Raw genomic sequence first — 21028 nt, 5'->3', positions numbered from 1 at the left:
GAAGCATCGAAAAGAATAAGTCCTATAGGACTTATAAGACCTATTCCTCTCGGTGCTCCGCACCGGCCCGTCCGACTTGCATGTGTTAGGCACGCCGCCAGCGTTCGTTCTGAGCCAGGATCAAACTCTCAAAATGAATATTGACTTTGCAGGCCTACTTTGTAGTTTTCAAAGAACATTCCCCACAGTACCTTAAGGCATTGAGCCACTCTGAGGCTTTCACCAAGTGGGTACCTTGTTAGATGCTTCAGGCATCCTCCTCATGGGAGGCTCGCACACCACATCTAAACTCTGGCTCCCATACTGTAGCTGTTCCCTCAGCTCACTTTAGCCCTAAGGTACCGCAGAGAAAAATAAAGGCTATGCCAAACACCGCATAGCCCTTTTTTACACCGTTTGGCGATTACTGACTACATCTTATTTAGAACTCCTCAACACTCTATATATAGAATAACATTTCTACCCATAGAGTCAAATCCAGATTATTGCGAAAAAATGCCATATTTTAAGCTAATAAGGCCATTTTTCATTGATTTATGACAAAAACCTTTAAATTTCTATTATTATTTGATACAAGTGTAGGTCTTGACATAAGATATCATTATTGCTATCTTATTAGCACTCTAAATTGTCAAGTGCTAAAAGATGACGGAACTTAATGAAAGAAACAGAAAAATACTCTGGGCAATAATTCAAAGCTACATAAATTTACATGAACCCGTAGGCTCACGGCAGGTTACTAAGAAATACTCCTTAGGACTGTCCCCGGCAACTATACGCAACATTATGGCCGATCTGGAAGAACAGGGTTATCTCAGCCAGCCCCATTCTTCTGCCGGGAGGGTTCCGACTGACAAGGGCTACAGAGTTTATGTAAATACATTAATAAAAGAATACGACCCATCTTTTAATAAAGATACGCTTAATGAGTTAACCTGCAAGTTAGAGTGTATAACAAAAGATATAATCAGGCTTATTCGAGAGACATCAAAAACTTTATCTATGCTTTCCCATTACCTCGGGGTAGCAACGTTGCCAAAACCTTCGGAGATGATTTTAAAAAGAATTGAGTTTATCAAGCATAAAAAAGACCAGATTTTGGGGATTCTTATATCGGAAGAAGGTATAGTAAGAGACAGAATATTTAGTGTCAAAGAAAACTTTTCCCAGAAAGATTTAGATAAAATAACTGAATATCTGAACTACGAATTCAAGGGTCTTACTCTTGAGGAAGTAAGTGCTAAAATAATATTACAGATATCCATGGAAAAAACCATCTGTGATAGACTTATATCCAATGCCCTGAAACTGTGTAATGAAGCCATCGCAGTGGCGAATAATGAACTATATATTGACGGCATCTATGAAGCCTTTGACCTGCCGGATTTTGCTAATATGGCACGGATAAAAGAACTTTTCAACGCAATTAAAGATAAACATCTTATAATAAAATTCCTCGACGAGATAATGCGGTTAGATGGTATCCAGGTCTTTATAGGCTCCGAAAATCCATTTGCTGAAATGAAAGACTTAAGTATAGTAGCCTCTACATATAATGATGGCAGACGTACTCTCGGTTCTATCGGAATAATAGGCCCGACCAGGATGAACTATTCAGATGTAATTTCAATTGTTGACCATACCGCTAAAACCCTCACACAGATTTTATCGGCGAAATAAGGAGAAGGCAAAAATGGAGGAAAAAGAGGAAAAAAAGGAAGAACTATCTGGTATATCTGAACCTGAAGTTGAAAAAATAGAGGAAGTAGAGATACTGAGAAAGGACCTCGCAGACTTAAAAAATAAATACGTGAGGCTTTATGCTGATTTTGAGAATTACAGAAAGATGGTAGCAAAGGAAAAAGAGGAGATGTTAAAATATTCTAACGAAGAACTCATAAAAGAGATATTACCTGTGATGGATCACCTTGAGCTGGCCCTCCAGCACTCCTCTCATGAAGCTAATAGGGCACTCGCTGAAGGGGTTGAGCTGACATTGAAAGAGATGCGAGCTACATTAGAGAAATTCGGGTTATCTATCATTTCGGCCCTCGGTAAGCCTTTTGATCCATCAGTGCATCATGCAATGGCCCAAATTGAATCAGAAGAGGCCGAAAACAATACTGTAATCACTGAGTTCCGAAAAGGCTATATGCTCAGGGACAGGGTCTTAAGACCGTCCCTTGTGGGAGTCTCAAAAAAATCGACAGAAGAGATAAAAAATAATATAGAGGAGGAATGATATGGGAAAGGTAATTGGCATTGACCTTGGAACAACCAATTCAGTCGTAGCTGTAATGCAAGCTGGGGAACCAATAGTTATACCTAATCAAGAGGGGACGAGAACTACCCCTTCTGTTGTTGCCTTTACAGAAAAAGGAGAACGACTTGTCGGTCAGATAGCCAAAAGGCAAGCAATCACAAATCCAGAAAATACAATATTCTCTATAAAAAGGCTCATGGTTAGAAATTACGACTCACCACAGGTAAAAGAAGCTATAAGGCGTCTACCCTATAAAATCGTAGCTGCACCAAATGGAGATGCACATGTTGAAGTCAGAGGGAAAGTTTATTCACCGCCAGAAATCTCTGCAATGATACTACAGAAATTAAAACAGGCAGCAGAAGATTATCTTGGAGAGCCTGTCACAGATGCAGTTATAACAGTTCCGGCCTATTTTAATGATAGCCAGCGCCAGGCAACTAAAGACGCTGGAAGGATTGCGGGTCTCAATGTTTTAAGGATCATCAATGAACCAACCGCAGCATCTCTTGCTTACGGGATGGAGAAAAAGAAAGAGGAGAGGATCGCTGTATATGACCTCGGCGGAGGAACTTTTGATATATCCATTCTTGAAATCGGGGAAGGCGTTGTTGAGGTAAAATCAACAAATGGTGATACCTATCTGGGTGGTGATGACTTTGACCTCAGAATAATGGACTGGATGGTCGATGAATTTAAAAAAGATTATGGCATAGATTTGCGCAAAGACAAAATGGCACTACAAAGATTAAAAGAAGCCGCTGAAAAAGCAAAAATAGAATTGTCCTCAGCAATGGAAACAGAAATAAACCTCCCATTTATCACAGCAGATGCCAGCGGGCCAAAACACCTTCTGATGAAAATAACCAGGGCAAAGTTTGAACAGTTAGTAAACGACCTTATACAAAAAACAATCGAGCCGTGTAAGATGGCCTTGGCAGATGCTGCAGTTGCGCCTGAAGGCATCGATGAGATATTGCTCGTGGGAGGTCAGACCAGGACTCCAAAGGTACAGCAGGTTGTTCAGAGCTTTATAGAGAAAGAGCCGAACAAAGGGGTTAACCCTGATGAAGTTGTAGCGGTCGGCGCTGCAATTCAAGCTGGTGTGTTAAAAGGTGAAGTAAAAGAAATCCTCCTTCTTGATGTAACTCCCCTCTCCCTTGGAATAGAAACCCTCGGCGGAATTTTTACAAGACTCATTGAAAGAAACACTACAATACCAACAAAGAAAGGCCAGATATTCTCTACAGCAACGGATAATCAGCCAGCAGTTACCATAAAAGTCTGCCAGGGCGAAAGGGAGATGGCTGCTGATAACAAACTCTTAGGTGTCTTCGAACTTATTGGGATACCTCCTGCTCCGAGGGGAATCCCACAGGTTGAGGTTACTTTTGACATTGATGCAAATGGAATTTTACATGTGTCTGCAAAAGACCTCGGCACAGGAAAAGAACAGTCCATAAGGATAACTGCCTCGAGCGGCCTTACAGAAGAAGAAATTAAAAACATGACAAAAGATGCAGATGCCCATGCTGAGGAAGATAAGAGAAAGCGGCAGCTTGCAGAGGTAAGAAATGAGGCGGATACTTTAATATATACAGTTGAAAAATCCTTACGAGATTACGGAGACAAACTTACACTTCATGAGAAAGAAGCGATTGAGAAGGCCTTAGAACGTTGTAAAAAAGTAAAAGATACAAGCAGTGATGTAGGAGAGCTTAGAAGCGCTGTTGATGCATTAAGTCAAGCTTCTCATAAATTTGCAGAACATATTTATAAGACTGCTGGTGCAGGTGCCCAGGCAGGTGAAGCATCTACTAAAGAGCAGAAGCCTCAGGAAGAAGCTGTTGAAGCTGAATTTGAAGAGGTAGATAAAGATAAGAGAGAGCAGTGAAAGATTATTACCAGATACTCGGTGTTCAAAGGGATGCCACAGAGGCAGATATTAAAAAAGCCTTCAGGCGTTTGGCCCTCAAATATCATCCGGATAGAAACTCCGGCAATAAGGAGGCCGAAGAGCATTTTAAAGAGATAAACGAAGCTTATGCCTGCCTCAGCGGTACACAAAAGAGAATGAATTACGATAGATTTGGTACTGCCGAAGGAGTGGGGGCAGGCTTTGATGCTTTCACAACAGGTTTTGGCGACATATTTGAAAATATCTTCGGTGATTTCTTTGGACCCTTTGCGAGGAAAAGAGGGCCACGGCCAACAAAAGGCTCAGACCTCCGCTATGACCTCGGAATAAATCTTCACGATGTGGTTTTTGGCACAGAGCGAGTCATTGAAGTCCCCAGATGGGAAACATGTCCAACCTGCAGTGGAAATGGCTCAATGCCTGGAAAAGGCCCTATTTCGTGTTCCACATGCAAGGGATCAGGCCAGATAAGGTTCCAGCAGGGATTTTTCAGTATCTCAAGGACATGCAGCCACTGCCAGGGAACAGGCAGGATAATAACTCACCCCTGTACTGAATGCAAAGGAGAAGGCAAACTCAGAGAATTCAAAACAGTCTCCGTAAAAATACCTCCAGGAGTAGACACAGGGACAAGACTCAAACTCTCAGGAGAAGGAGAAGCAGGAACTTATGGAGGGCCTTACGGAGACCTTTATGTGATAATAAAAGTTGCTCCTCATCCATTTTTTAAAAGAAAAGACAATGATATTATATGCGAGGTTCCCATAACCTTTCCCCAGGCTGCCCTCGGCGCTGAAATAGATGTGCCAACCATGGATGGGAAAGCCACAATAAAAATTCCAGCAGGGACGCCTACTAACAAGACCTTTCACCTGAACGGCAAGGGAATTCCAAGGCTCGGAGGGCACGGCAGAGGAAATCAGATAGTGGCGGTTTATATCGATGTGCCAAAGAAACTCACTCCACAACAGAAAGAGCTCCTGGAAGAATTCGCCAGAATAAGCGGTGATGAAATATCAAAAAGTTTCATGGACAAAATAAAGGACTTTTTTGGTAAAGAAGAAGTAGGTCAACGGTAAAGCCAAAATGACCCAACTTTTCCTCCCACCCGAGGAACTCTCATCAAAACAGGTCAGAATTAAAGATGAGAAGGCCAGATATCTATACTCAGTATTAAGACTAAAACGTGGTGAACTGCTGGGAATCTTTGATGGTCAAGGCCATAAATACATAGCTGAGGTTAGTAGCGCAGGTAAAAAAGAATTCATTGTAGAATTGCTGAGAAGAGATTTGCATGCTACAGAATCCCCTGTTTCACTTGTCCTTGCCCAGGGTCTACCAAAAGCAGACAAAATGGATTTTATCGTTCAGAAGACAACCGAGCTTGGCATAAAAACAATCATCCCCCTTGTAACAGAGCGGTCTCAGGTCAGATACACAGGTAAAATAGAGCGGTGGAGAAAAATCGCCATAGCAGCTTCCCAGCAATCAGGTAGAGAGCGAATCCCTGAAATACATGAGCCCATTACAATTGAGGACTTTCTCAACCTCCAGAACAAACCCGAGATTAGAGTTTCAGGAATCCTTTTATGGGAAGAGGAGACACAGAATAGGATAAAAGACATTCTCCACAGTTTTAAAGGCAGGAAGGAAATCTTAATGCTTATAGGGCCGGAAGGTGGATTTTCTCAGAAAGAAGCCAATATGGCAATAGAGTCAGGCTTCCTATCAGCAACACTGGGACCGAGAATTTTAAGGGCAGAAACCGCAGCCATAGCCGTTATAAGCATTATTCAATGCGAGATGGGCGATATGGGTTAATCTAAAACCTCCTGCACAGATGCGATTTTCTCAACAGGGATCACGATCCATCCACCTGATGACTCAAGATGCATTTCTTCTTCACCAATTTCAATCAATATACCTCTGTATGTAACATCGTCTGCAACAACTTCAACCTCTTTACCGATAAGTTTTTCCATCATCTTTTTCTCCTTTCTGTCCCGGCGGGTCTCCGAGAGTTATTCACTATCTCAGCCCCCAGAAGAAAAATGCACGAAGAATAATAGAGCCATAATAAAACTAATATAAACGTGGTTAAGGACCCGTATATGCTTCCAAGACGGATAACATATTTAACATACCAGGTAAAAAAATGCTTGGCCACCTCCCATAAAACAGTAGTAAAAACAGCTCCGATAAACGCACTTCTAAAGGGGACTTTTATCCGGGGGATAATCATAAAAACTGCTGTAAAGGTTAAAAGCACGAGGATAAAGGGTGCCACATATCTGAGAAATACCCCTGCCTTGTATCCCATTTTTATACCAAAGACCTCTATAGGATATTTTTTAAATAAAAGGGCTACTGTAGTCACACCGAAAGAAGCCAATAAAAAAACAATAACAAGGGTTACAACAATGAAAGAAAATAAAAGAGATAAAACAAAGGGCCTCTTTTTTGAGACCTTGAAAATTATATTCATGGAATTTTCCATTGACGAAAAAAGTTCAAATGATAGCAGTCCATATAATATAAGCGTTACTCCGCTTATCCCTTTAAATATAATTACCTTCCTGAATTCCTCTGTTATCTCATTTGTGACTTTCGGGAACAGATTAATAAGTCCTGCAAGGGCATAGAGATACAGGTCCTGATGTTGCCCGAGAAAATACCCTATCGCCGTAATAACAAGAATGCTTAGTGGGATGATTGCCAATATAAAAAAATATGACAGAGACGCCGCCAGGTTAATACAGCCGTCTTTAAAAAAAGCCGAGATGCTTTTACCTGCTACCTTCACCCAATACATTTTTAACCCTTATTCCTCTGTCTCTGTCTTATGTAAAACTTTATCGGTGTCCCACCGAAAGAATATTTCTCTCTGAACCTGTCCTCTAAAAACCTTATATACTGCTGGCTAACTCCCTCAGGCATATTTGAGAATATCGTAAAGCCGGGCGGCGAGGTTCCAACCTGTGTAATGTAATAAAGCTTAACTCGCTTGCCCTTGTAAATCAGGGGCGGATGTTTTGTAATGACCTCATTTAAAAAGAGGTTAAGCTCATGGGTGTTAATCCTATTTGCCCTCTGAAGTATTATTTCATCTATCATAGGAAAGATTTTTGTAATCCGCTGTCTCTCAGTGGCAGAAATGGTGAGGGCAGGAGCATATCGCATAAACCAGAGCTTTTCTCTGAGTCTTTTAGTTAAAACCTTATAAACCTCGGTTTTCTTTTCCATCATGTCCCACTTATTAAAAAGTATAATTGCACCTTTTCCGGCATCATGGACAAGCCCGGCTATTTTCTGATCCATTTCCACTATCCCTTCCACTGCGTCTAAAATAATAAGGGCGACATCACATCTTTCAATATTTTTCAGGGTTCTTAAAAGCGAATACCTCTCAACGGATTTTACAACTTTCCCTCGCTTCTTTATGCCGGCAGTATCGATGATCAAATACTTCCTGCCATAATAAGTGCAAACAGAGTCAACAGAATCCCTTGTGGTGCCTGGCACAGGGCTTACAATCATTCTCTCCTTTCCGAGAAGGGAATTGACCAGTGTTGATTTACCAACATTTGGCCTGCCAACAATTGCTATTGCCGGATATTTTATCTCCTCAGGCATTCCTTCAGGAATTAACGCCGTGATTTTTTCCATAAGGTCATCAATGCCATACCCTGTCATAGCTGAAATCGGGATTAAATCAATACCCAGAGAATAAAAATCGTGAAGATACTTCTCATTTTTGGGCCCATCAATCTTGTTAACGACATAAAGAATTTTTTTGTTGAATTTTCTTATCGCATTCAGCAATTCTGAATCAGATGGATTAAGCCCACTCTTTCCATCCATGAGCATTATCACAATATCTGCCTCTTCAATAGCCAGAAGAGCCTGCTTTTTCACCTGTTTAATTAATTCATCCTCTGACAGGGAATAAAAACCCCCTGTATCAATAACAATAAAATCCTTATCCTCCCATCGGGCACGACCATAAAGCCTGTCTCTTGTGACGCCAGGTATATCGTCAACGATTGCAACCCTCTTGCCGATAATGCGATTAAACAGGCTAGATTTGCCAACATTTGGCCTGCCAACAATTGCTACTACCGAGTTGCTCACCTTAATCATCCTACCTCAAAAATAAATTCTATCTCTAAGGGGGCATTAAGTGGTAAGACCGATACACCGATTGCTGCCCTCGTATGTTTTCCTTTCTCTCCAAAAATATCAACAAGGAGGTTAGATGCGGCATTGAGAACTCTGGGCTGTTCGGTAAAAGTATTATCTGAGGCCACGTAACCAGTCAACTTCACACACCTCTCAACCCTGTCCAGGTCTCCCAGGGCTGCCTTAACTATAGATAAAGCATTTATTACAATTATTCTCGCAGCATCCTCTGCTTCCTCGATAGAAACCTCAGAAACCACACGGCCTCTATATTTAAGGGTTCCTTCAATAACAGGCAAAAGACCGCTCAGGAAAAGAAGACTGCCTGCCTGAAGTAGTGAGACATAGGAACCAACAGGTTTTGGCACAGAAGGAAGCTCGATACCGAGCATCTTAAGTTTTTCCTCAATAAACATTTAAACACCTCCGACATTAAAACACCGCCAAATTTAAATGATGCTACAATATTATAGCTTTTTATTATAGGTTCTTCTCCAGAAAAATTGCTAAAAAGGGTGTTTGTTGAGAGGCATAAAAAATCCTTGACAATCCAAATTCTATATGTTATTAAAGGCGTTAGCTTGCACTAAAAAACCCCGCTTTTTTCAGAGGAAGGAGGTGAATATTAATGAAGAAAGTTATAGCCCTGATTCTTTCTCTAATCCTCGTTGTGGCTTTTACCTTTACTTTGGGTTGCAAGCCACCAGAGGCTCCAAAGAAAGAGGCTCCTAAGCCACCAGCAGAGGCTCCAAAAGCCCCAGAGGCTCCAAAGGCCCCAGAGGCTCCAAAAGCCCCAGAGGCACCGAAGGCCCCAGAGGCACCGAAGAAAAAGTAGTAAACGGGTTAAAGATTTTAAAGGATGGGGCTGTGCCCCATCCTTGCATTTTTCTTTAAACTTATGGTAACCTTTTAAAGGTTTTCCTCGAAAAGTTTGATTTTTATATAAAAAGAGTGGGATTTCCCACTCTTTTGTTTTTATAATGATGAATATAGAGACTTTGAAAGAAAGATTGAGAGAACTCATATTACCCATAATGGATGCAATGGGCTACGAGTTACAGGATGTAGAACTTCTGGGAAAAGGAGGAAGATTTCTTTTGAGGGTTATTATAGATAAAGATGGAGGGGTGACCCTTAATGATTGCGAAAAAGCAAGCCGCGAGATAGGGGCAATGCTTGATGTGGAGGACCCAATACCATCATCTTATGTCTTAGAGGTATCATCCCCGGGTCTTGACAGGCCCCTCAGGAATCCTGGAGATGAAAGATTATCGAGGCAAGAGAAACGGATGTAGTGCTTCTTCTGCCAAAGGAAAGAATAATCGCTATACCTTACAGGAACATTTCCAGGGCAAGGCTGGAGATAGAGTTTTAGTATGAATCAGGAACTTTTACAGGTAATTGAACAGATAAGCAGGGAAAAGGGGATTTCCAAAGAAGCCCTGATAGAGACCTTAGAGTCTGCACTCCTGTCTGCAGCAAGGAAGAAGTACGGCATAACACCTACTATAGACATAAAAATTGACCCAAAAAACGGCAATATCCGCATAACAGCCCTGAAAAAGGTAGTAGATAAAATCACAAACCCGAAAGAGGAAATTACACTCAGCGAGGCCAGAAAATTAGAACCAGATAAAGGAATTGGAGATGAGGTAGAAACCCCTATAAGCCTCTACGATTTTGGAAGGATTGCAGTCCAGACTGCTAAACAGGTGCTATTTCAGAAAACAAGAGAAGCTGAGAGGGAAATCATTTACAGTGAGTTTAAGGATCGGATCAGGCAGATTGCAAATGGTGTTGTCCTGAGAAAAGAGAAAGGAATTTACTTCATAAGTCTTGGAAGGGCTGAGGCAATGCTTCCACAAAAGGAGACCCTGCCAAATGAAACCCTTAAAAGGGGCGATACAATAAGGGTATACATTGAAGATGTTAAAATTACACCGAAAGGGCCAGCAATACTCCTTTCAAGAACACATCCAAATCTTATTGTAGAGCTTTTTAAAATGGAAGTCCCTGAAATCTATGACGGCCTTGTAGTTATTAAAAACATCGTCAGGGAAGCAGGTGAACGCACAAAGCTAACTGTTTATTCGAAAGACCCCAAGGTAGACCCGGTTGGGGCATGTGTTGGCATGAAAGGGACAAGGGTTCAGTCCATTGTAAGGGAACTAAAAGGCGAGCGGATTGATATTATTCCGTGGACTGACAATCCGAGGGACCTGATAGCAAAGGCACTGAGTCCTGCCACTGTAGAGAAAATCGGGATTAATGAAGAAGAAAAATCTGCCCTTGTTGTGGTCAATGACCAGCAGCTCTCTCTTGCCATAGGCAAGAAGGGGCAAAATGTCAGGCTGGCCATGAAACTTACCGGCTGGGACATAGATATTATCAGCGATTCTGAGTATGATAAGATAAAAATAGAAGAGACAGAGAAGCATCTGGAGGAATCTCTGAAAAGAGAGCAGCGCAAAGAAGAACAGGCCTCCAAAGATGAACAATCCTGAAACTATCAATAAACAAAAAAAATCAAACTTCAAACCTCAAATCTCAGAAGAAACCCCTATTCAATACATAAAAGGAGTCGGGCCCAAAAAGGCACTGCTCCTCGAACGCCTCGGTATAAGAACTCTCGGCGACGCCCTGTATTGCCTTCCATGGAGATACGAAGATAGAAAGAATTTAAAAAAAATCTGCCACCTTAATTACGGTGCCCTTGAGACAGTTGCTGGAGAGGTAGTTGATGTAGAAATCATTACAACGCCGCGGAAAGGATTAAAGATTTTAGAGCTTACCCTCTCAGATGGCACAGGCGTGCTCAAAGGCAAGTGGTTTAACCAGCCATTCATGAAGAGATATTTCAAAATCGGCCAGAAATTAATCCTGAGCGGTGTTGTCAAAGGCAACCCTTACTCAGGTATTGGGTTCGAAATGGAAAACCCTAATTTCGAGGCCCTGGAAAAACCTACTACAGGTGTGGTGGGCGGAGACGACAGATATATACATACATCCAGGATAGTTCCTATTTACCGCGCCACAGAGGGATTTACTACCAGGCAGATCAGAACCTTGATGTTTGATATAACAAATAACTACCTAAACTATATAGAGGATTTCCTTCCTGAAGAAATACGCAACAGAAATAATCTAATAACCCTTAGAGAGGCTATCCTCGAAACACATTTCCCTGAGAGATTTCAGGACATGGATGCATTGAACCGTGGAGTAAGCCCTGCACATATGCGACTTATCTTTGATGAGTTCTTTCTGTTTGAGCTCGGCCTTGCCTTTGAAAAAAATGGTAGAATTGTTGAAAAGGGCATAGCCTTTAAAGGTACCAGCACTCTCATTAATCGGTTTCTCGAAAAACTTCCCTTCAAACTCACCAAAGCGCAGGAAAGGGTTTTTGAAGAATTAAAGGCCGATATGATAAGGCCGATACCGATGAACAGGCTTATACAGGGCGATGTGGGCTGCGGCAAGACAGTAATCGCCCTCATGTCCATGCTTCTGGCCGTAGACAGCGGCTATCAGGCAGCCCTGATGGCTCCCACCGAGATACTTGCAGAACAACACTATATTAACATCCATAAGATGATTGAAGACCTCGGCTGTAGCATTGCCCTGCTAACAGGAAGCAGCAGGATAAAACCAATTGATGATATATCCACAGGCAAAATAAATATTGTTATCGGGACACATGCCCTTATTCAGGAGGGTATAAGTTTTAAAAATTTAGGGCTCGCTATAATTGATGAGCAGCACAGATTTGGTGTGATGCAAAGGGCAGGACTGCGTAAAAAAGGGTTTAGCCCTGATATCATTGTCATGACTGCAACCCCCATTCCAAGGACTCTGGCACTGACCCTTTATGGAGACCTCGATATCTCTATAATTGATGAGCTGCCAGCCGGCAGAATGCCTGTCAGGACAAAGGTCTTTTTCCAGGGACAGAAAGAAAAGATATATGAGATAATGAGGCAAGAGCTTTCAAGGGGAAGACAGATATATATAGTTTATCCGCTAATTGAGGGCTCTGAAAAACTTGACCTCAAATGCGCGGTGGATGGCGCAGAGGCTTTCAAAAAAATATTTAACAGGTTCCGGGTAGGACTAATTCATGGAAGGCTGAAGCGGGAAGAGAGAGAAGAGATTATGGCATCTTTTAAATCAGGGCGGATCGATATCCTTGTCTCAACAACAGTAATAGAGGTGGGTGTTGATGTGTCCAATGCCTCTCTTATGCTCATAGTTCATGCAGAGAGGTTTGGCCTTTCCCAGCTTCACCAGTTAAGAGGGCGGGTGGGAAGAGGACCTTACGAATCTTACTGTCTTCTCATGGCTTATCCGCCTTTTGGAGAGGATGCCAGAAGGAGGCTTAAAATCATGGAGGCCACATCCGATGGTTTCAAATTAGCAGAGGAAGACCTATCAATAAGAGGGCCTGGTGAGTTTTTTGGCACAAAACAATCCGGGATGCCTGATTTAAGAGTCGCCAATATCCTGAGAGATATAAAAGTTCTTGAACAGGCAAGGCGGGAGGCATTTGCCTTCGTTGAAGAAAAGCATAACCTGACGAATTATCCCCTCTTAAAAGAGGCTTTAGAAAAATCCCGAGGCTTCGGGACTGACAGGTTAGACTTAGTAAAGAGCTGAGGAGGGTATATGTGGGAAAAGATAAGAAAAAATTTTAAAGAAGGGCTTGATAGCCTTAAGTGGTTCGCCGCCTTTTTAGCCGAAAGGACAAAGGCTGAGACATCAATGGCAAGGCTCCTTTATGAGAGTAACAAACTTGAAAAAAAGATGGATGAGTTGTACAGAGATGTAGGCAAGAGAGTTTTTGATTTAAGGGAAAAAGGTGAGAAGGTCGAGTTAAAAGACCCTATCATACTTCAGAGTCTTGATGAGATTATAAGATTGAGACAGGAAATAGAGGATTGCAAAAGCAAGTCGCGTGAACTTGGTAAGCCAAATATTTAAGAAGTGCTATGATTGTTGACTATATTCTGATCTTCATAATAGGGGCAATTATAGGCTCTTTTCTTAATGTATGCATATACCGTATCCCCAGAGGGTTGTCTATAATCAGGCCTTCATCCCACTGCCCATCCTGTGGAAAGCCGATAAGGTTTTACGATAACATCCCGATAATAAGTTATTTAATCCTGCGAGGAAAATGCAGGGCATGCAAAGCAAAAATACCTTTTAAGTATCCGCTTGTGGAGCTCCTCAATGCTTCAGGCTATGTTGCCACACTGTGGAAATTTAATCCATTCACATCAATGTTTTTCTCGTGGCCTTCATTGCTTGTCTATTCATGTTTTGTCTCTTCATTGATAATTATTATCTTTGTGGACCTCGAGCATCAAATAATCCCTGACCGAATAACGCTTCCTGGAATTCCGCTTGCATTGCTCTTTGGCTCCACAATCCTTCCTGACCCATTTTTAAGATTTGCCTTCTTAGGGTTCAAATCATCCTTGATAGGGTTTCTCCTCGGCGGCGGCCTTTTTTATCTTGTAGCCCTGCTGAGCAGGGGCGGAATGGGCGGAGGCGATATAAAGATGATGGCGATGGTTGGCGGGCTCCTGGGCTGGAAAGGCGCCCTTTCCACAACCTTTTTCGGAAGCCTCACCGGAGCCATCGTAGGAATCTTTCTCATGATTTTTAAGGGAAAGGGCAGGAAAAGCAAGATACCATTTGGCCCTTTCCTTGCATTTGGTGCAATCCTGAGCCTCTTTTTTGGCCAGGAGATCCTTGATTTGTACAGGGCGATATATGCGCGGTAAAGAAGATTAAAAATTGAATACACCAAACCAGATAACTAACATCATTGGCATATCAATCTTCGTCCTTATAGGGATACTGCTACTGCTTTATATACTTCATTTCGTCCTCAGGGCCAGGAGGAAGGCACTAAAGGATATAAATGCCTTAAAGGAAGCCTCGGATGTTAGCTTTGTGGTTGATACATTCCATGAGCTCGTAGGAAAACTCAAAGAAAAAGAAAAAGAACTCGACAGACTCAGAACCATTGCAGAGGAAAGGGCATTAAGCATGGAGAGTTACAACGAGAACATACTTCAGAGTGTGCCGAGCGGTGTCGTCAGCCTTGATAATTCTTTCAAGATAAAAAGCATAAATTTTTCAGCCGAGAAAATCCTTGCAATAAAGGCAGAGGAGGCAATTGGAAAAGATTACGAGGAGATATTTAATGAGCCAATAACCGGCCTTATAAAAAGCGGTGCCCACATTGCACGAGGTGAATATCCATATATCACAAAAAATGGAAGGCACATCTATCTGGGGATAACAACATCTCCCCTGAAGAACGCAAAACAGGAAGTCATCGGCCGGATACTTATATTCACAGACCTCACCGAAATGAAATCTCTGCAGGCGCAGGTAGAGCTTAAGGAGAGACTCTCGCAGCTCGGAGAGATGTCTGCTGGAATTGCCCATGAGCTGAGGAATCCAATGGGTGTTATAGCAGGATACGCCAAACTTCTCTCTAAACGGAGCGACCCTTCTCAGAAAACAATTGTTAATGAAATCTTAAGAGAGATTGATGGCATGGATAAGATTATCATGGAGCTGCTTGCCTTTGCCCGACCAACAGAACTGAATATAACCGCGATAAACCTGAAGGATTTAATTGAAGATGCAGCATTCTCCACTGTAGGAGGCAACCCTGCTATCAAACTGCGTATAAGTGGAGCCAGCCCTTCGATTACAATCAGGGGTGATGAGGTTCTCCTGAGACAGGCACTGACAAATATTCTAAAGAATGCAGCCGAGGCAATGCCAGATGGAGGAGGGCTTGATATAAAAATCACTTCTGTTGAAGGAAAAGTAGAGATAAGTACCAGGGACACAGGCCCCGGTATTCCAGAAGAAGTCAGGAAGAAGATTTTTCTGCCATTTTATACCACCAAGGAAGATGGCACAGGACTTGGCCTTGCCCTGGTTCAGAAGATTATAGTCTCACATGGTGGAAGCATTGAAGTTGAAAGCTCGGAACGAGTCTCTGACAAGGAAGGCCAGGGGACTACCTTCAGGATAACCCTGCCTGCAAAATAAATCAAAACTGCAAGATTATCGAAGATTCGCTGAGGCGAAAGGAATAAACAATATTAAATCTTCCATAATTTTGATATTTGATTTTTGATTTTGCTTTTACTTGACCCCTTGAGATGAACCTTTAAAAATATACTCCTGCCTATTGACTTAAAGAAGAACGATGATACAATTCATTAAGTCAATTTAGTTTTGACTTTTTACTGTATCTGAAAGAATGGGGAGATGACAGAACTTTTTGGCCAATACCTTTTAAGCAAGGGTCTGATCAGCCATGTAGATATTTTTAAAGCCAGGGTGCTACAAAAGAGAAATAACCGCAGGATAGGTGAACTCGCCAGTGATAAGGGTTGGCTCAGCAACGAGGACGTCGAGAAAATTCTGATCCTCCAGGAAGAGTCTCATGAAAAGTTTGGCGAAATTGCCATCAGGGATAATTATTTAACGCGCAGTCAGGTAGAAGAACTTCTAAAAGAACAGGGAGACCATTACCTTTTTTTCGGAGAGGCTCTGGTAAAACTCGGCGTCATTTCAATGGAAGATATGATAAAAAACCTTAAAGAATATAACAGACTAAAATTGCTCAGGCAGGATATCTGACCCCGCCATCGGCGGGGTTTAGTTAGTTCTTAGCTTTCCTGTCTTTCGGGCCATCTCCTCTCTGCCAAAAGGGCTGAGATGTCTCAGCTCCTTTATCACCTCAGGCATCTTTTTAAGCACCAGGTCAACATCTTCATCTGTATTATAGCGGCTAAGGGACAATCTCACAGAGCCGTGTATTGCTGTAAAAGGTATGCCCATGGCCCGCAGGACGTGCGATGGCTCAAGTGAGCCAGAGGTGCATGCAGAGCCAGAAGAGGCACATATACCGTAACTGTCAAGCCTTAAAAGAATTGCCTCTCCCTCTACATACTCGAAACTCATGTTGGTTGTATTTGGCAGTCTGTGCTCACTATCACCATTGACCATTGCGTTCGGACAGCACGCTAAAAGCCCTTCCTCAAGTCTATCCCTCAATGCCTTTACCCTGCTGTTTTCATCATTCATGTGTTTGGCTGCAAGCTCACATGCCACACCAATGCCTATTATTGATGGGACATTCTCTGTACCTCCCCGTCTTCCTTTCTCCTGATGGCCTCCAATTATAAAAGGAGAGAACCTTATCCCTCTTCTTATAAAAAGTGCTCCGATACCTTTTGGTGCATGTATTTTGTGCCCTGAAAGCGACAGCATGTCAACTGGGAGTTTCCTGACATCCACGGGAATCTTCCCTACAGCCTGAACAGCATCTGTATGAAGAAGTACCCCTTTTGATTTCACAATTCTTGCAATCTCCTCCATTGGAAAAATCACTCCGGTCTCATTATTTGCATACATTATAGATACAATAGCGGTATCTTCGGTTACTGCAGCATCTAACTCTTTAAGGTCCAGTCTGCCGAGCTTATCAACAGGCAGAAATGTTACTCTGTAGCCTTTCCTTGCCATGGCCTTGCAAAAATTTAAAACTGCAGGATGCTCAACCCTTGTGGTAACAATATGTCTTTTCCGTGGATAAGACTCGAGGGCACTCATGATAGCTGTGTTGTCGCTTTCTGTGCCACAGCCTGTAAATACTATTTCCTCTAACTCTGCACCAATGAGCCTTGCTACCTCAGCCCTCGCATCCTCGACCCTCTTATGGAGCTGGCCGCCAAATACATGCATACTCGATGGATTACCATAAAGATTGCTAAAGTATGGAAGCATTGCCTCCACGACCTCATCAGCTACCCTTGTAGATGCATTGTTGTCGAGGTAAATAACTCTCATCCCTGTCCACCTTCGGAAACCACCATGAGATCCTCTGTAACCAGCTCTTTAAGCTTTTTCTCTATGTTCTTTACTGTGACATTTGCCATTACACATTCTGTGCACATGCCCCTCAAAGCTACAATCACCCGATTGCCATCAACATCTATGAGCTCCACATCTCCTCCGTCTGCCTGAAGCCTGGGCCTTATCTCTCTCTCAAGGATTTCCTGTATCAATGCAATCTTTTTGATATTTGTAAGCCTCTCCTTTGGCCTTATTGCCTCCTCTATAATCCTCTCAGCCCATACCTCTTTAAGGATATTTTCGATATCAGGTATACATGAACCGCACCCTCCCCCTGCCTTGGTGTAATTGGTAACCTGTTCAACTGTTGTTAATCTATTTTCTCTTATTACCTTCTTTATCTTCTCATCCGTAACATCAAAACACTTGCAAATAACCTTGCCGCCGATAAGTTCTTCGATCTTAATCCCTTTATAATCAGCAATGGCTACCTCAAGCGCCTCCCTCCCCATTACAGAGCAGTGCATCTTTTCAGGTGGCAGGCCGCCGAGGTATTCGGCAATATCCTGATTTTTAATCTTGATTGCCTCATCGATGGTCTTTCCTTTAATAAGTTCAGTAAGGGCAGACGAGGAGGCTATAGCGCTTGCACATCCAAAGGTCTGAAACTTGGCATCAAGTATCTTCCCTGTCTCTTTGTCAATTTTCAGAGTGAGTTTAAGGGCATCGCCACAGACAATATTACCAACCTCTCCGACAGCGTCAGGGTTTTCGATTTCTCCCACATTCTTTGGATTGAGGAAAAGCTCTTTTAATTTCTCTGTGTATTCCCACATGTTTCATAGATAACATAGGCTAATGACCTTGTCAAGGATTGCGGCTTTATGGTATATATAGAAGGTATTTTTATGCAGGAGGTTTATTATGCCAATATACGAATATGAATGCACAAAATGCGGTGAGCATACAGAGGTTATGCAGAAGATAACCGACCTTCCCCTTTCAAAATGCACCTCATGCGGAGGAGAGGTAAGAAAACTCATTACTCCGACTGCCTTTGTCCTTAAAGGCAGTGGCTGGTATGTAACTGACTATCCATCTGCTGATAGGAAAAAGGCTATGGAAGCCGAGAAAGCACCAAACAAAAAAAAAGAAGAGACCACAAAAACATCCAGCACAAAAAAAGAAGAAACTGCCAAGGTATAGTGATAAAGCCCCATGTCCATATCCCCTATGACAGGTTAGAGAAATATTTTCCTTTTATAAAACAAGAGGGATTAAACCTCGAAATATACTTTGGCTCAAAAGGGCTTGATGATTTAAATAAGGCCGAGATAATCCGCCTGAAAGAACGCCTGGATTACAATCCTGCTATCACAATCCATTCACCATTCATGGACCTCTCACCAGGTGCGGTTGATTCAAAGGTAAGGGCTGTAACCATTGAACGGTTTAATACCATCCTTGATTTTGCAGAGGTATTAAAACCAGAAATAATTGTCTTTCATTCAGGATACGACAAGTGGAAATACGACAGGAGGGTTGATGTATGGCTTGAGGGAAGCCTTATAACATGGAAGTCCCTGAATAAGAGGGCCTCTGAAATGGGAATTAAAATCGCTATTGAAAACATCTTTGAAGATGAGCCCTCAAATTTTAAACTCCTCATGCAGGAAATGAATTCAGAGAATTTCGGTGTGTGCTTTGATACAGGACATTTTAATCTCTTTTCAAAGGTATCGCTCGAAGAATGGCTTTCTGTAATAAAACCATATATTATTGAGCTTCACCTGCATGACAATGATAAAACCTCAGATTCCCATCTTGCCGTAGGAGAAGGTAGTTTTGACTTTAAAAGATTATTCGATGAATTGAAAGGTCTACGACCTGTAGGGCAAAATTTTATATACACAGTAGAAGCGCATACACCAGAAGACACCAGAAAGAGTCTGGAGAGGCTTGAGGCCTATTTTAAATAAATTTAAAGAGCTCCTGCCTGATTCCTCATAGAAAACCCGCTGAGTTCTGGAGAGCCCTCCCCTTTATATTGAATCATAACCTTATGCGATTCTCCCATGCCCTGGGGCAAAAGCAGGCCCTTAATCTTTGCAACCTCAAAAAGATACTCAGGGGAATTTCCGTAAAGTTCAGTTATTATCTTATCTATGCCGAGGGCTATGAGAAATGTCCCCTGGGAGCAATAGCCTGCAGTTTTTAAACCAGGTCGGTACGAGTCGGTACGACTGTCGCAACGACACTCGATTCCGAGTTCCTCTCCCCACTTTTTAAGGGACGAGAAATTAACATGGGCTGTTATATCCTGCTCTCCGATATTTTCATAAGGGTTTTCGTTCAACTTATGTTTGTGGTAACAGAGTAGAGTCCCCCCTACCCTTTCATCACTATAATACTCCCATGCAGGATAACCATAATCCACAGTAAAGATAAAACCTTCTGACAGCGCATCGGTAACAACACTGAGCCAGTCTTTTATCTTAAGGTTTACTTCTGTCCTATGGCCCTTTTTAAGCTCGATGGAGAAATCTCTGAAATAATCAGCAATACTGCTATTGCTCGGTCGCCCTTTTACCTCGATCAAACTATCTCCATTAGCAGAAATATAAATCTCCTCTAATTCATTACCCATTTCAATCAGATGAACAGGAAATGCATCGAGCAGTTCATTGGAAAGAAAACAACCCCTTATCTGTCCAAGATCTTTTAAAGAATTAACCCAGTTTACCTTATCTATGAAATCACCAAGCAACTCCTTCTGTCTTGCCTGCACAACCGGATTAAGTTCAACTATTGTATAAATCAGTGATTTAAAGAATTTCCTTTTTCTTAGATAATCGAGCATGTCCTTGCATAAATACCCTGCCCCTGCCCCCATCTCAACAATATGAAAATCAGAAGGATTTCCCATAAAACTCCACATCTCCTCTATCTGCCTTCCCAGCATTGCGCCAAATATCGGGTGCAGATGCGGGCTCGTGTAAAAGTCCCCTGCCCTTCCTATCCCTCTGGCATCTTTCATGTAATAACCAAGCCCTGGATAATAAAGCGCCATTTCCATAAAGGACTCAAAAGTAATCGGGCCTTCTTTTTTAATTTTCTCAATGATTTTTTGTTTGAGGGGATTCATATTATAGTATACTTTTTACCGCAACAAAAAGGAGGATTTGAAATCGAGTCGTTCCGTCAAAGTATCTCAATTCAGTTTAAAAATCAAGCGGGCTTTTTGCTTCTTTCACGGTTCTGCTCGGGACGCAATGCGTGTAGATCATAGTCGTCCTTACATCGCTGTGGCCAAGTAATTCCTGAATCGTGCGTATATCATAATTGGCCTGCAAGAGGTGGGTGGCAAAACTGTGGCGGAAAGTGTGGGACGTAACGCGTTTAGTGAGCTTCGCCCGCCGGACAGCCTCGTAAAGAGCTTCCTGAACATGCTTTCCATGCAGATGATACCGCCGCCGTTCCTTCGTTCCCTCCACGAAAGTCAACGATTGCTGCGGGAAAAACCATTGCCAGATGAAATCCTTCGCAGCTTTCGGGTATTTCTTTTCGAGTCGACCTTCGAGAAACACGCCCGCGTAGCCCGCCGCAAGATCCTCATCGTGAAGTTTTTTTATTGCCTCAAACTGTGCCGTTAACTCCGGCATGATTGTCTGTGGAATTGGAACGGTCCGGTCTTTACTGCCCTTCCCATGGAGCGTAAGGATTCCGGCGTCGAAATTGAAATTCTTCACCCGCAGTTTCACGAATTCGAATAGACG

General features: G+C 42.4%; 23 protein-coding genes, 1 other RNA gene and 1 other annotated feature. Of the genes, 15 read left to right on the top strand and 9 right to left on the bottom strand.

Features of this window, described 5'->3' with window-relative positions; all coding sequences use genetic code 11:
- Positions 1–54: 54 nt before the first annotated feature.
- Positions 55–138: a sequence feature (possible 16S ribosomal RNA but 16S or 23S rRNA prediction is too short), on the bottom strand.
- 37 nt (positions 139–175) lie between these two features.
- Positions 176–353, bottom strand: a non-coding RNA gene (gene ssrS / locus HZC12_02735) — 6S RNA.
- A gap of 292 nt (positions 354–645) precedes the next feature.
- Here ssrS and hrcA point away from each other — a divergent pair.
- From hrcA to HZC12_02710, 5 genes are read left to right on the top strand one after another with little or no spacing between them, the layout of a single operon-like run.
- Positions 646–1680 carry a heat-inducible transcription repressor HrcA gene (gene hrcA / locus HZC12_02730; GenBank protein MBI5025645.1) on the top strand — a complete coding sequence of 345 codons (1035 nt, stop codon included), beginning with the start codon at positions 646–648 and terminating at the stop codon, positions 1678–1680.
- Positions 1681–1693: 13 nt separating this feature from the next.
- Positions 1694–2242: a nucleotide exchange factor GrpE gene (gene grpE / locus HZC12_02725; protein MBI5025644.1), complete on the top strand. Its 549-nt coding sequence runs from the start codon at positions 1694–1696 to the stop codon at positions 2240–2242.
- A gap of 1 nt (position 2243) precedes the next feature.
- Positions 2244–4157, top strand: a complete 1914-nt coding sequence (dnaK, locus tag HZC12_02720; protein MBI5025643.1) for a molecular chaperone DnaK — start codon at positions 2244–2246, stop codon at positions 4155–4157.
- A complete protein-coding gene (gene dnaJ, locus HZC12_02715; GenBank protein ID MBI5025642.1) occupies positions 4154–5260 on the top strand; it encodes a molecular chaperone DnaJ in 1107 nt (368 codons plus the stop codon). Before dnaK ends, dnaJ begins: the two co-directional genes overlap by 4 nt.
- A 7-nt stretch (positions 5261–5267) precedes the next feature.
- Positions 5268–6002, top strand: coding sequence for a 16S rRNA (uracil(1498)-N(3))-methyltransferase (locus HZC12_02710; protein ID MBI5025641.1), 735 nt, complete (start codon positions 5268–5270; stop codon positions 6000–6002).
- On the opposite strand, the gene HZC12_02705 is transcribed toward HZC12_02710, so the two are convergent.
- Genes HZC12_02705 through HZC12_02690 form a run of 4 tightly spaced genes read right to left on the bottom strand, consistent with a single transcriptional unit; the run spans position 5999 to position 8776 of the window.
- A complete protein-coding gene (locus HZC12_02705; GenBank protein MBI5025640.1) occupies positions 5999–6166 on the bottom strand; it encodes a hypothetical protein in 168 nt (55 codons plus the stop codon). The two genes, HZC12_02710 and HZC12_02705, sit on opposite strands and share 4 nt — an antisense overlap.
- Positions 6163–6993: a YihY/virulence factor BrkB family protein gene (locus HZC12_02700; GenBank protein ID MBI5025639.1), complete on the bottom strand. Its 831-nt coding sequence runs from the start codon at positions 6991–6993 to the stop codon at positions 6163–6165. Before HZC12_02700 ends, HZC12_02705 begins: the two co-directional genes overlap by 4 nt.
- A 2-nt stretch (positions 6994–6995) precedes the next feature.
- On the bottom strand, positions 6996–8321 hold the full coding sequence (gene der, locus HZC12_02695; GenBank protein MBI5025638.1) for a ribosome biogenesis GTPase Der: 1326 nt from the start codon (positions 8319–8321) through the stop codon (positions 6996–6998).
- Positions 8318–8776, bottom strand: coding sequence for a RidA family protein (locus tag HZC12_02690; protein MBI5025637.1), 459 nt, complete (start codon positions 8774–8776; stop codon positions 8318–8320). The genes der and HZC12_02690 overlap by 4 nt, the downstream gene beginning before the upstream one ends.
- Before the next feature lie 212 nt (positions 8777–8988).
- Here HZC12_02690 and HZC12_02685 point away from each other — a divergent pair, with 212 nt between their 5' ends.
- From HZC12_02685 to HZC12_02650, 8 genes are all read left to right on the top strand, one after another.
- Complete coding sequence (locus HZC12_02685) at positions 8989–9195, top strand: hypothetical protein (protein MBI5025636.1); 207 nt, start codon at positions 8989–8991, stop codon at positions 9193–9195.
- 145 nt (positions 9196–9340) lie between these two features.
- Positions 9341–9655, top strand: a complete 315-nt coding sequence (locus HZC12_02680) for a ribosome maturation factor RimP (protein ID MBI5025635.1) — start codon at positions 9341–9343, stop codon at positions 9653–9655.
- 81 nt (positions 9656–9736) lie between these two features.
- The gene (nusA, locus tag HZC12_02675) at positions 9737–10864 is read left to right on the top strand and encodes a transcription termination/antitermination protein NusA (protein MBI5025634.1); all 1128 of its coding nucleotides are present in this window, start codon (positions 9737–9739) and stop codon (positions 10862–10864) included.
- Positions 10851–13013, top strand: a complete 2163-nt coding sequence (gene recG, locus HZC12_02670) for an ATP-dependent DNA helicase RecG (GenBank protein ID MBI5025633.1) — start codon at positions 10851–10853, stop codon at positions 13011–13013. Before nusA ends, recG begins: the two co-directional genes overlap by 14 nt.
- A 9-nt stretch (positions 13014–13022) precedes the next feature.
- Positions 13023–13337 carry a hypothetical protein gene (locus HZC12_02665; protein MBI5025632.1) on the top strand — a complete coding sequence of 105 codons (315 nt, stop codon included), beginning with the start codon at positions 13023–13025 and terminating at the stop codon, positions 13335–13337.
- A gap of 8 nt (positions 13338–13345) precedes the next feature.
- Positions 13346–14146 carry a prepilin peptidase gene (locus HZC12_02660; GenBank protein MBI5025631.1) on the top strand — a complete coding sequence of 267 codons (801 nt, stop codon included), beginning with the start codon at positions 13346–13348 and terminating at the stop codon, positions 14144–14146.
- A 13-nt stretch (positions 14147–14159) separates the two neighbouring features.
- Positions 14160–15437, top strand: a complete 1278-nt coding sequence (locus tag HZC12_02655) for a PAS domain-containing protein (GenBank protein ID MBI5025630.1) — start codon at positions 14160–14162, stop codon at positions 15435–15437.
- A gap of 222 nt (positions 15438–15659) precedes the next feature.
- On the top strand, positions 15660–16034 hold the full coding sequence (locus tag HZC12_02650) for a hypothetical protein (protein ID MBI5025629.1): 375 nt from the start codon (positions 15660–15662) through the stop codon (positions 16032–16034).
- 18 nt (positions 16035–16052) lie between these two features.
- Here HZC12_02650 and nifS read toward each other — a convergent pair whose 3' ends face one another.
- Both nifS and nifU read right to left on the bottom strand, forming a co-directional pair.
- Entirely contained in the window at positions 16053–17246 is a 1194-nt protein-coding gene (nifS, locus tag HZC12_02645) for a cysteine desulfurase NifS (GenBank protein MBI5025628.1), read from the bottom strand.
- The gene (gene nifU / locus HZC12_02640) at positions 17243–18088 is read right to left on the bottom strand and encodes a Fe-S cluster assembly protein NifU (GenBank protein MBI5025627.1); all 846 of its coding nucleotides are present in this window, start codon (positions 18086–18088) and stop codon (positions 17243–17245) included. The genes nifS and nifU overlap by 4 nt, the downstream gene beginning before the upstream one ends.
- 88 nt (positions 18089–18176) lie before the next feature.
- Between nifU and HZC12_02635 the strand changes: the two genes are divergently transcribed.
- The gene (locus HZC12_02635) at positions 18177–18458 is read left to right on the top strand and encodes a zinc ribbon domain-containing protein (protein ID MBI5025626.1); all 282 of its coding nucleotides are present in this window, start codon (positions 18177–18179) and stop codon (positions 18456–18458) included.
- Positions 18458–19231 (top strand): sugar phosphate isomerase/epimerase, encoded by a 774-nt coding sequence (locus HZC12_02630; protein MBI5025625.1) that lies wholly within the window; start codon positions 18458–18460, stop codon positions 19229–19231. Before HZC12_02635 ends, HZC12_02630 begins: the two co-directional genes overlap by 1 nt.
- A 2-nt stretch (positions 19232–19233) precedes the next feature.
- Here the strand turns inward: HZC12_02630 and HZC12_02625 are convergent, their stop codons facing one another.
- Both HZC12_02625 and HZC12_02620 read right to left on the bottom strand, forming a co-directional pair.
- The gene (locus HZC12_02625) at positions 19234–20397 is read right to left on the bottom strand and encodes an SAM-dependent methyltransferase (GenBank protein ID MBI5025624.1); all 1164 of its coding nucleotides are present in this window, start codon (positions 20395–20397) and stop codon (positions 19234–19236) included.
- A 76-nt stretch (positions 20398–20473) separates the two neighbouring features.
- The coding region (locus HZC12_02620) for a tyrosine-type recombinase/integrase (GenBank protein MBI5025623.1) at positions 20474–21028 on the bottom strand (555 nt) is incomplete at its 5' end.

This window comes from Nitrospirota bacterium (assembly GCA_016214385.1).
Classification (GTDB): domain Bacteria; phylum Nitrospirota; class Thermodesulfovibrionia; order UBA6902; family JACROP01; genus JACROP01.
This window is presented reverse-complemented; position numbering and strand designations above follow the sequence as displayed.

Excerpts from the sequence above, each read along its gene's own strand:
- HZC12_02685 (MBI5025636.1), top strand. The coding sequence starts at position 8,989 with ATGAAGAAAGTTATAGCCCTGATTCTTTCTCTAATCCTCGTTGTGGCT.
- HZC12_02690 (MBI5025637.1), bottom strand. The coding sequence starts at position 8,776 with ATGTTTATTGAGGAAAAACTTAAGATGCTCGGTATCGAGCTTCCTTCT.
- HZC12_02665 (MBI5025632.1), top strand. The coding sequence starts at position 13,023 with ATGTGGGAAAAGATAAGAAAAAATTTTAAAGAAGGGCTTGATAGCCTT.
- dnaK (MBI5025643.1), top strand. The coding sequence starts at position 2,244 with ATGGGAAAGGTAATTGGCATTGACCTTGGAACAACCAATTCAGTCGTA.
- recG (MBI5025633.1), top strand. The coding sequence starts at position 10,851 with ATGAACAATCCTGAAACTATCAATAAACAAAAAAAATCAAACTTCAAA.
- grpE (MBI5025644.1), top strand. The coding sequence starts at position 1,694 with ATGGAGGAAAAAGAGGAAAAAAAGGAAGAACTATCTGGTATATCTGAA.
- HZC12_02660 (MBI5025631.1), top strand. The coding sequence starts at position 13,346 with ATGATTGTTGACTATATTCTGATCTTCATAATAGGGGCAATTATAGGC.
- nusA (MBI5025634.1), top strand. The coding sequence starts at position 9,737 with ATGAATCAGGAACTTTTACAGGTAATTGAACAGATAAGCAGGGAAAAG.
- nifU (MBI5025627.1), bottom strand. The coding sequence starts at position 18,088 with ATGTGGGAATACACAGAGAAATTAAAAGAGCTTTTCCTCAATCCAAAG.
- HZC12_02650 (MBI5025629.1), top strand. The coding sequence starts at position 15,660 with ATGACAGAACTTTTTGGCCAATACCTTTTAAGCAAGGGTCTGATCAGC.
- HZC12_02625 (MBI5025624.1), bottom strand. The coding sequence starts at position 20,397 with ATGAATCCCCTCAAACAAAAAATCATTGAGAAAATTAAAAAAGAAGGC.
- HZC12_02710 (MBI5025641.1), top strand. The coding sequence starts at position 5,268 with ATGACCCAACTTTTCCTCCCACCCGAGGAACTCTCATCAAAACAGGTC.
- der (MBI5025638.1), bottom strand. The coding sequence starts at position 8,321 with ATGATTAAGGTGAGCAACTCGGTAGTAGCAATTGTTGGCAGGCCAAAT.
- hrcA (MBI5025645.1), top strand. The coding sequence starts at position 646 with ATGACGGAACTTAATGAAAGAAACAGAAAAATACTCTGGGCAATAATT.
- HZC12_02680 (MBI5025635.1), top strand. The coding sequence starts at position 9,341 with ATGATGAATATAGAGACTTTGAAAGAAAGATTGAGAGAACTCATATTA.
- HZC12_02635 (MBI5025626.1), top strand. The coding sequence starts at position 18,177 with ATGCCAATATACGAATATGAATGCACAAAATGCGGTGAGCATACAGAG.
- HZC12_02705 (MBI5025640.1), bottom strand. The coding sequence starts at position 6,166 with ATGATGGAAAAACTTATCGGTAAAGAGGTTGAAGTTGTTGCAGACGAT.
- nifS (MBI5025628.1), bottom strand. The coding sequence starts at position 17,246 with ATGAGAGTTATTTACCTCGACAACAATGCATCTACAAGGGTAGCTGAT.
- HZC12_02700 (MBI5025639.1), bottom strand. The coding sequence starts at position 6,993 with ATGTATTGGGTGAAGGTAGCAGGTAAAAGCATCTCGGCTTTTTTTAAA.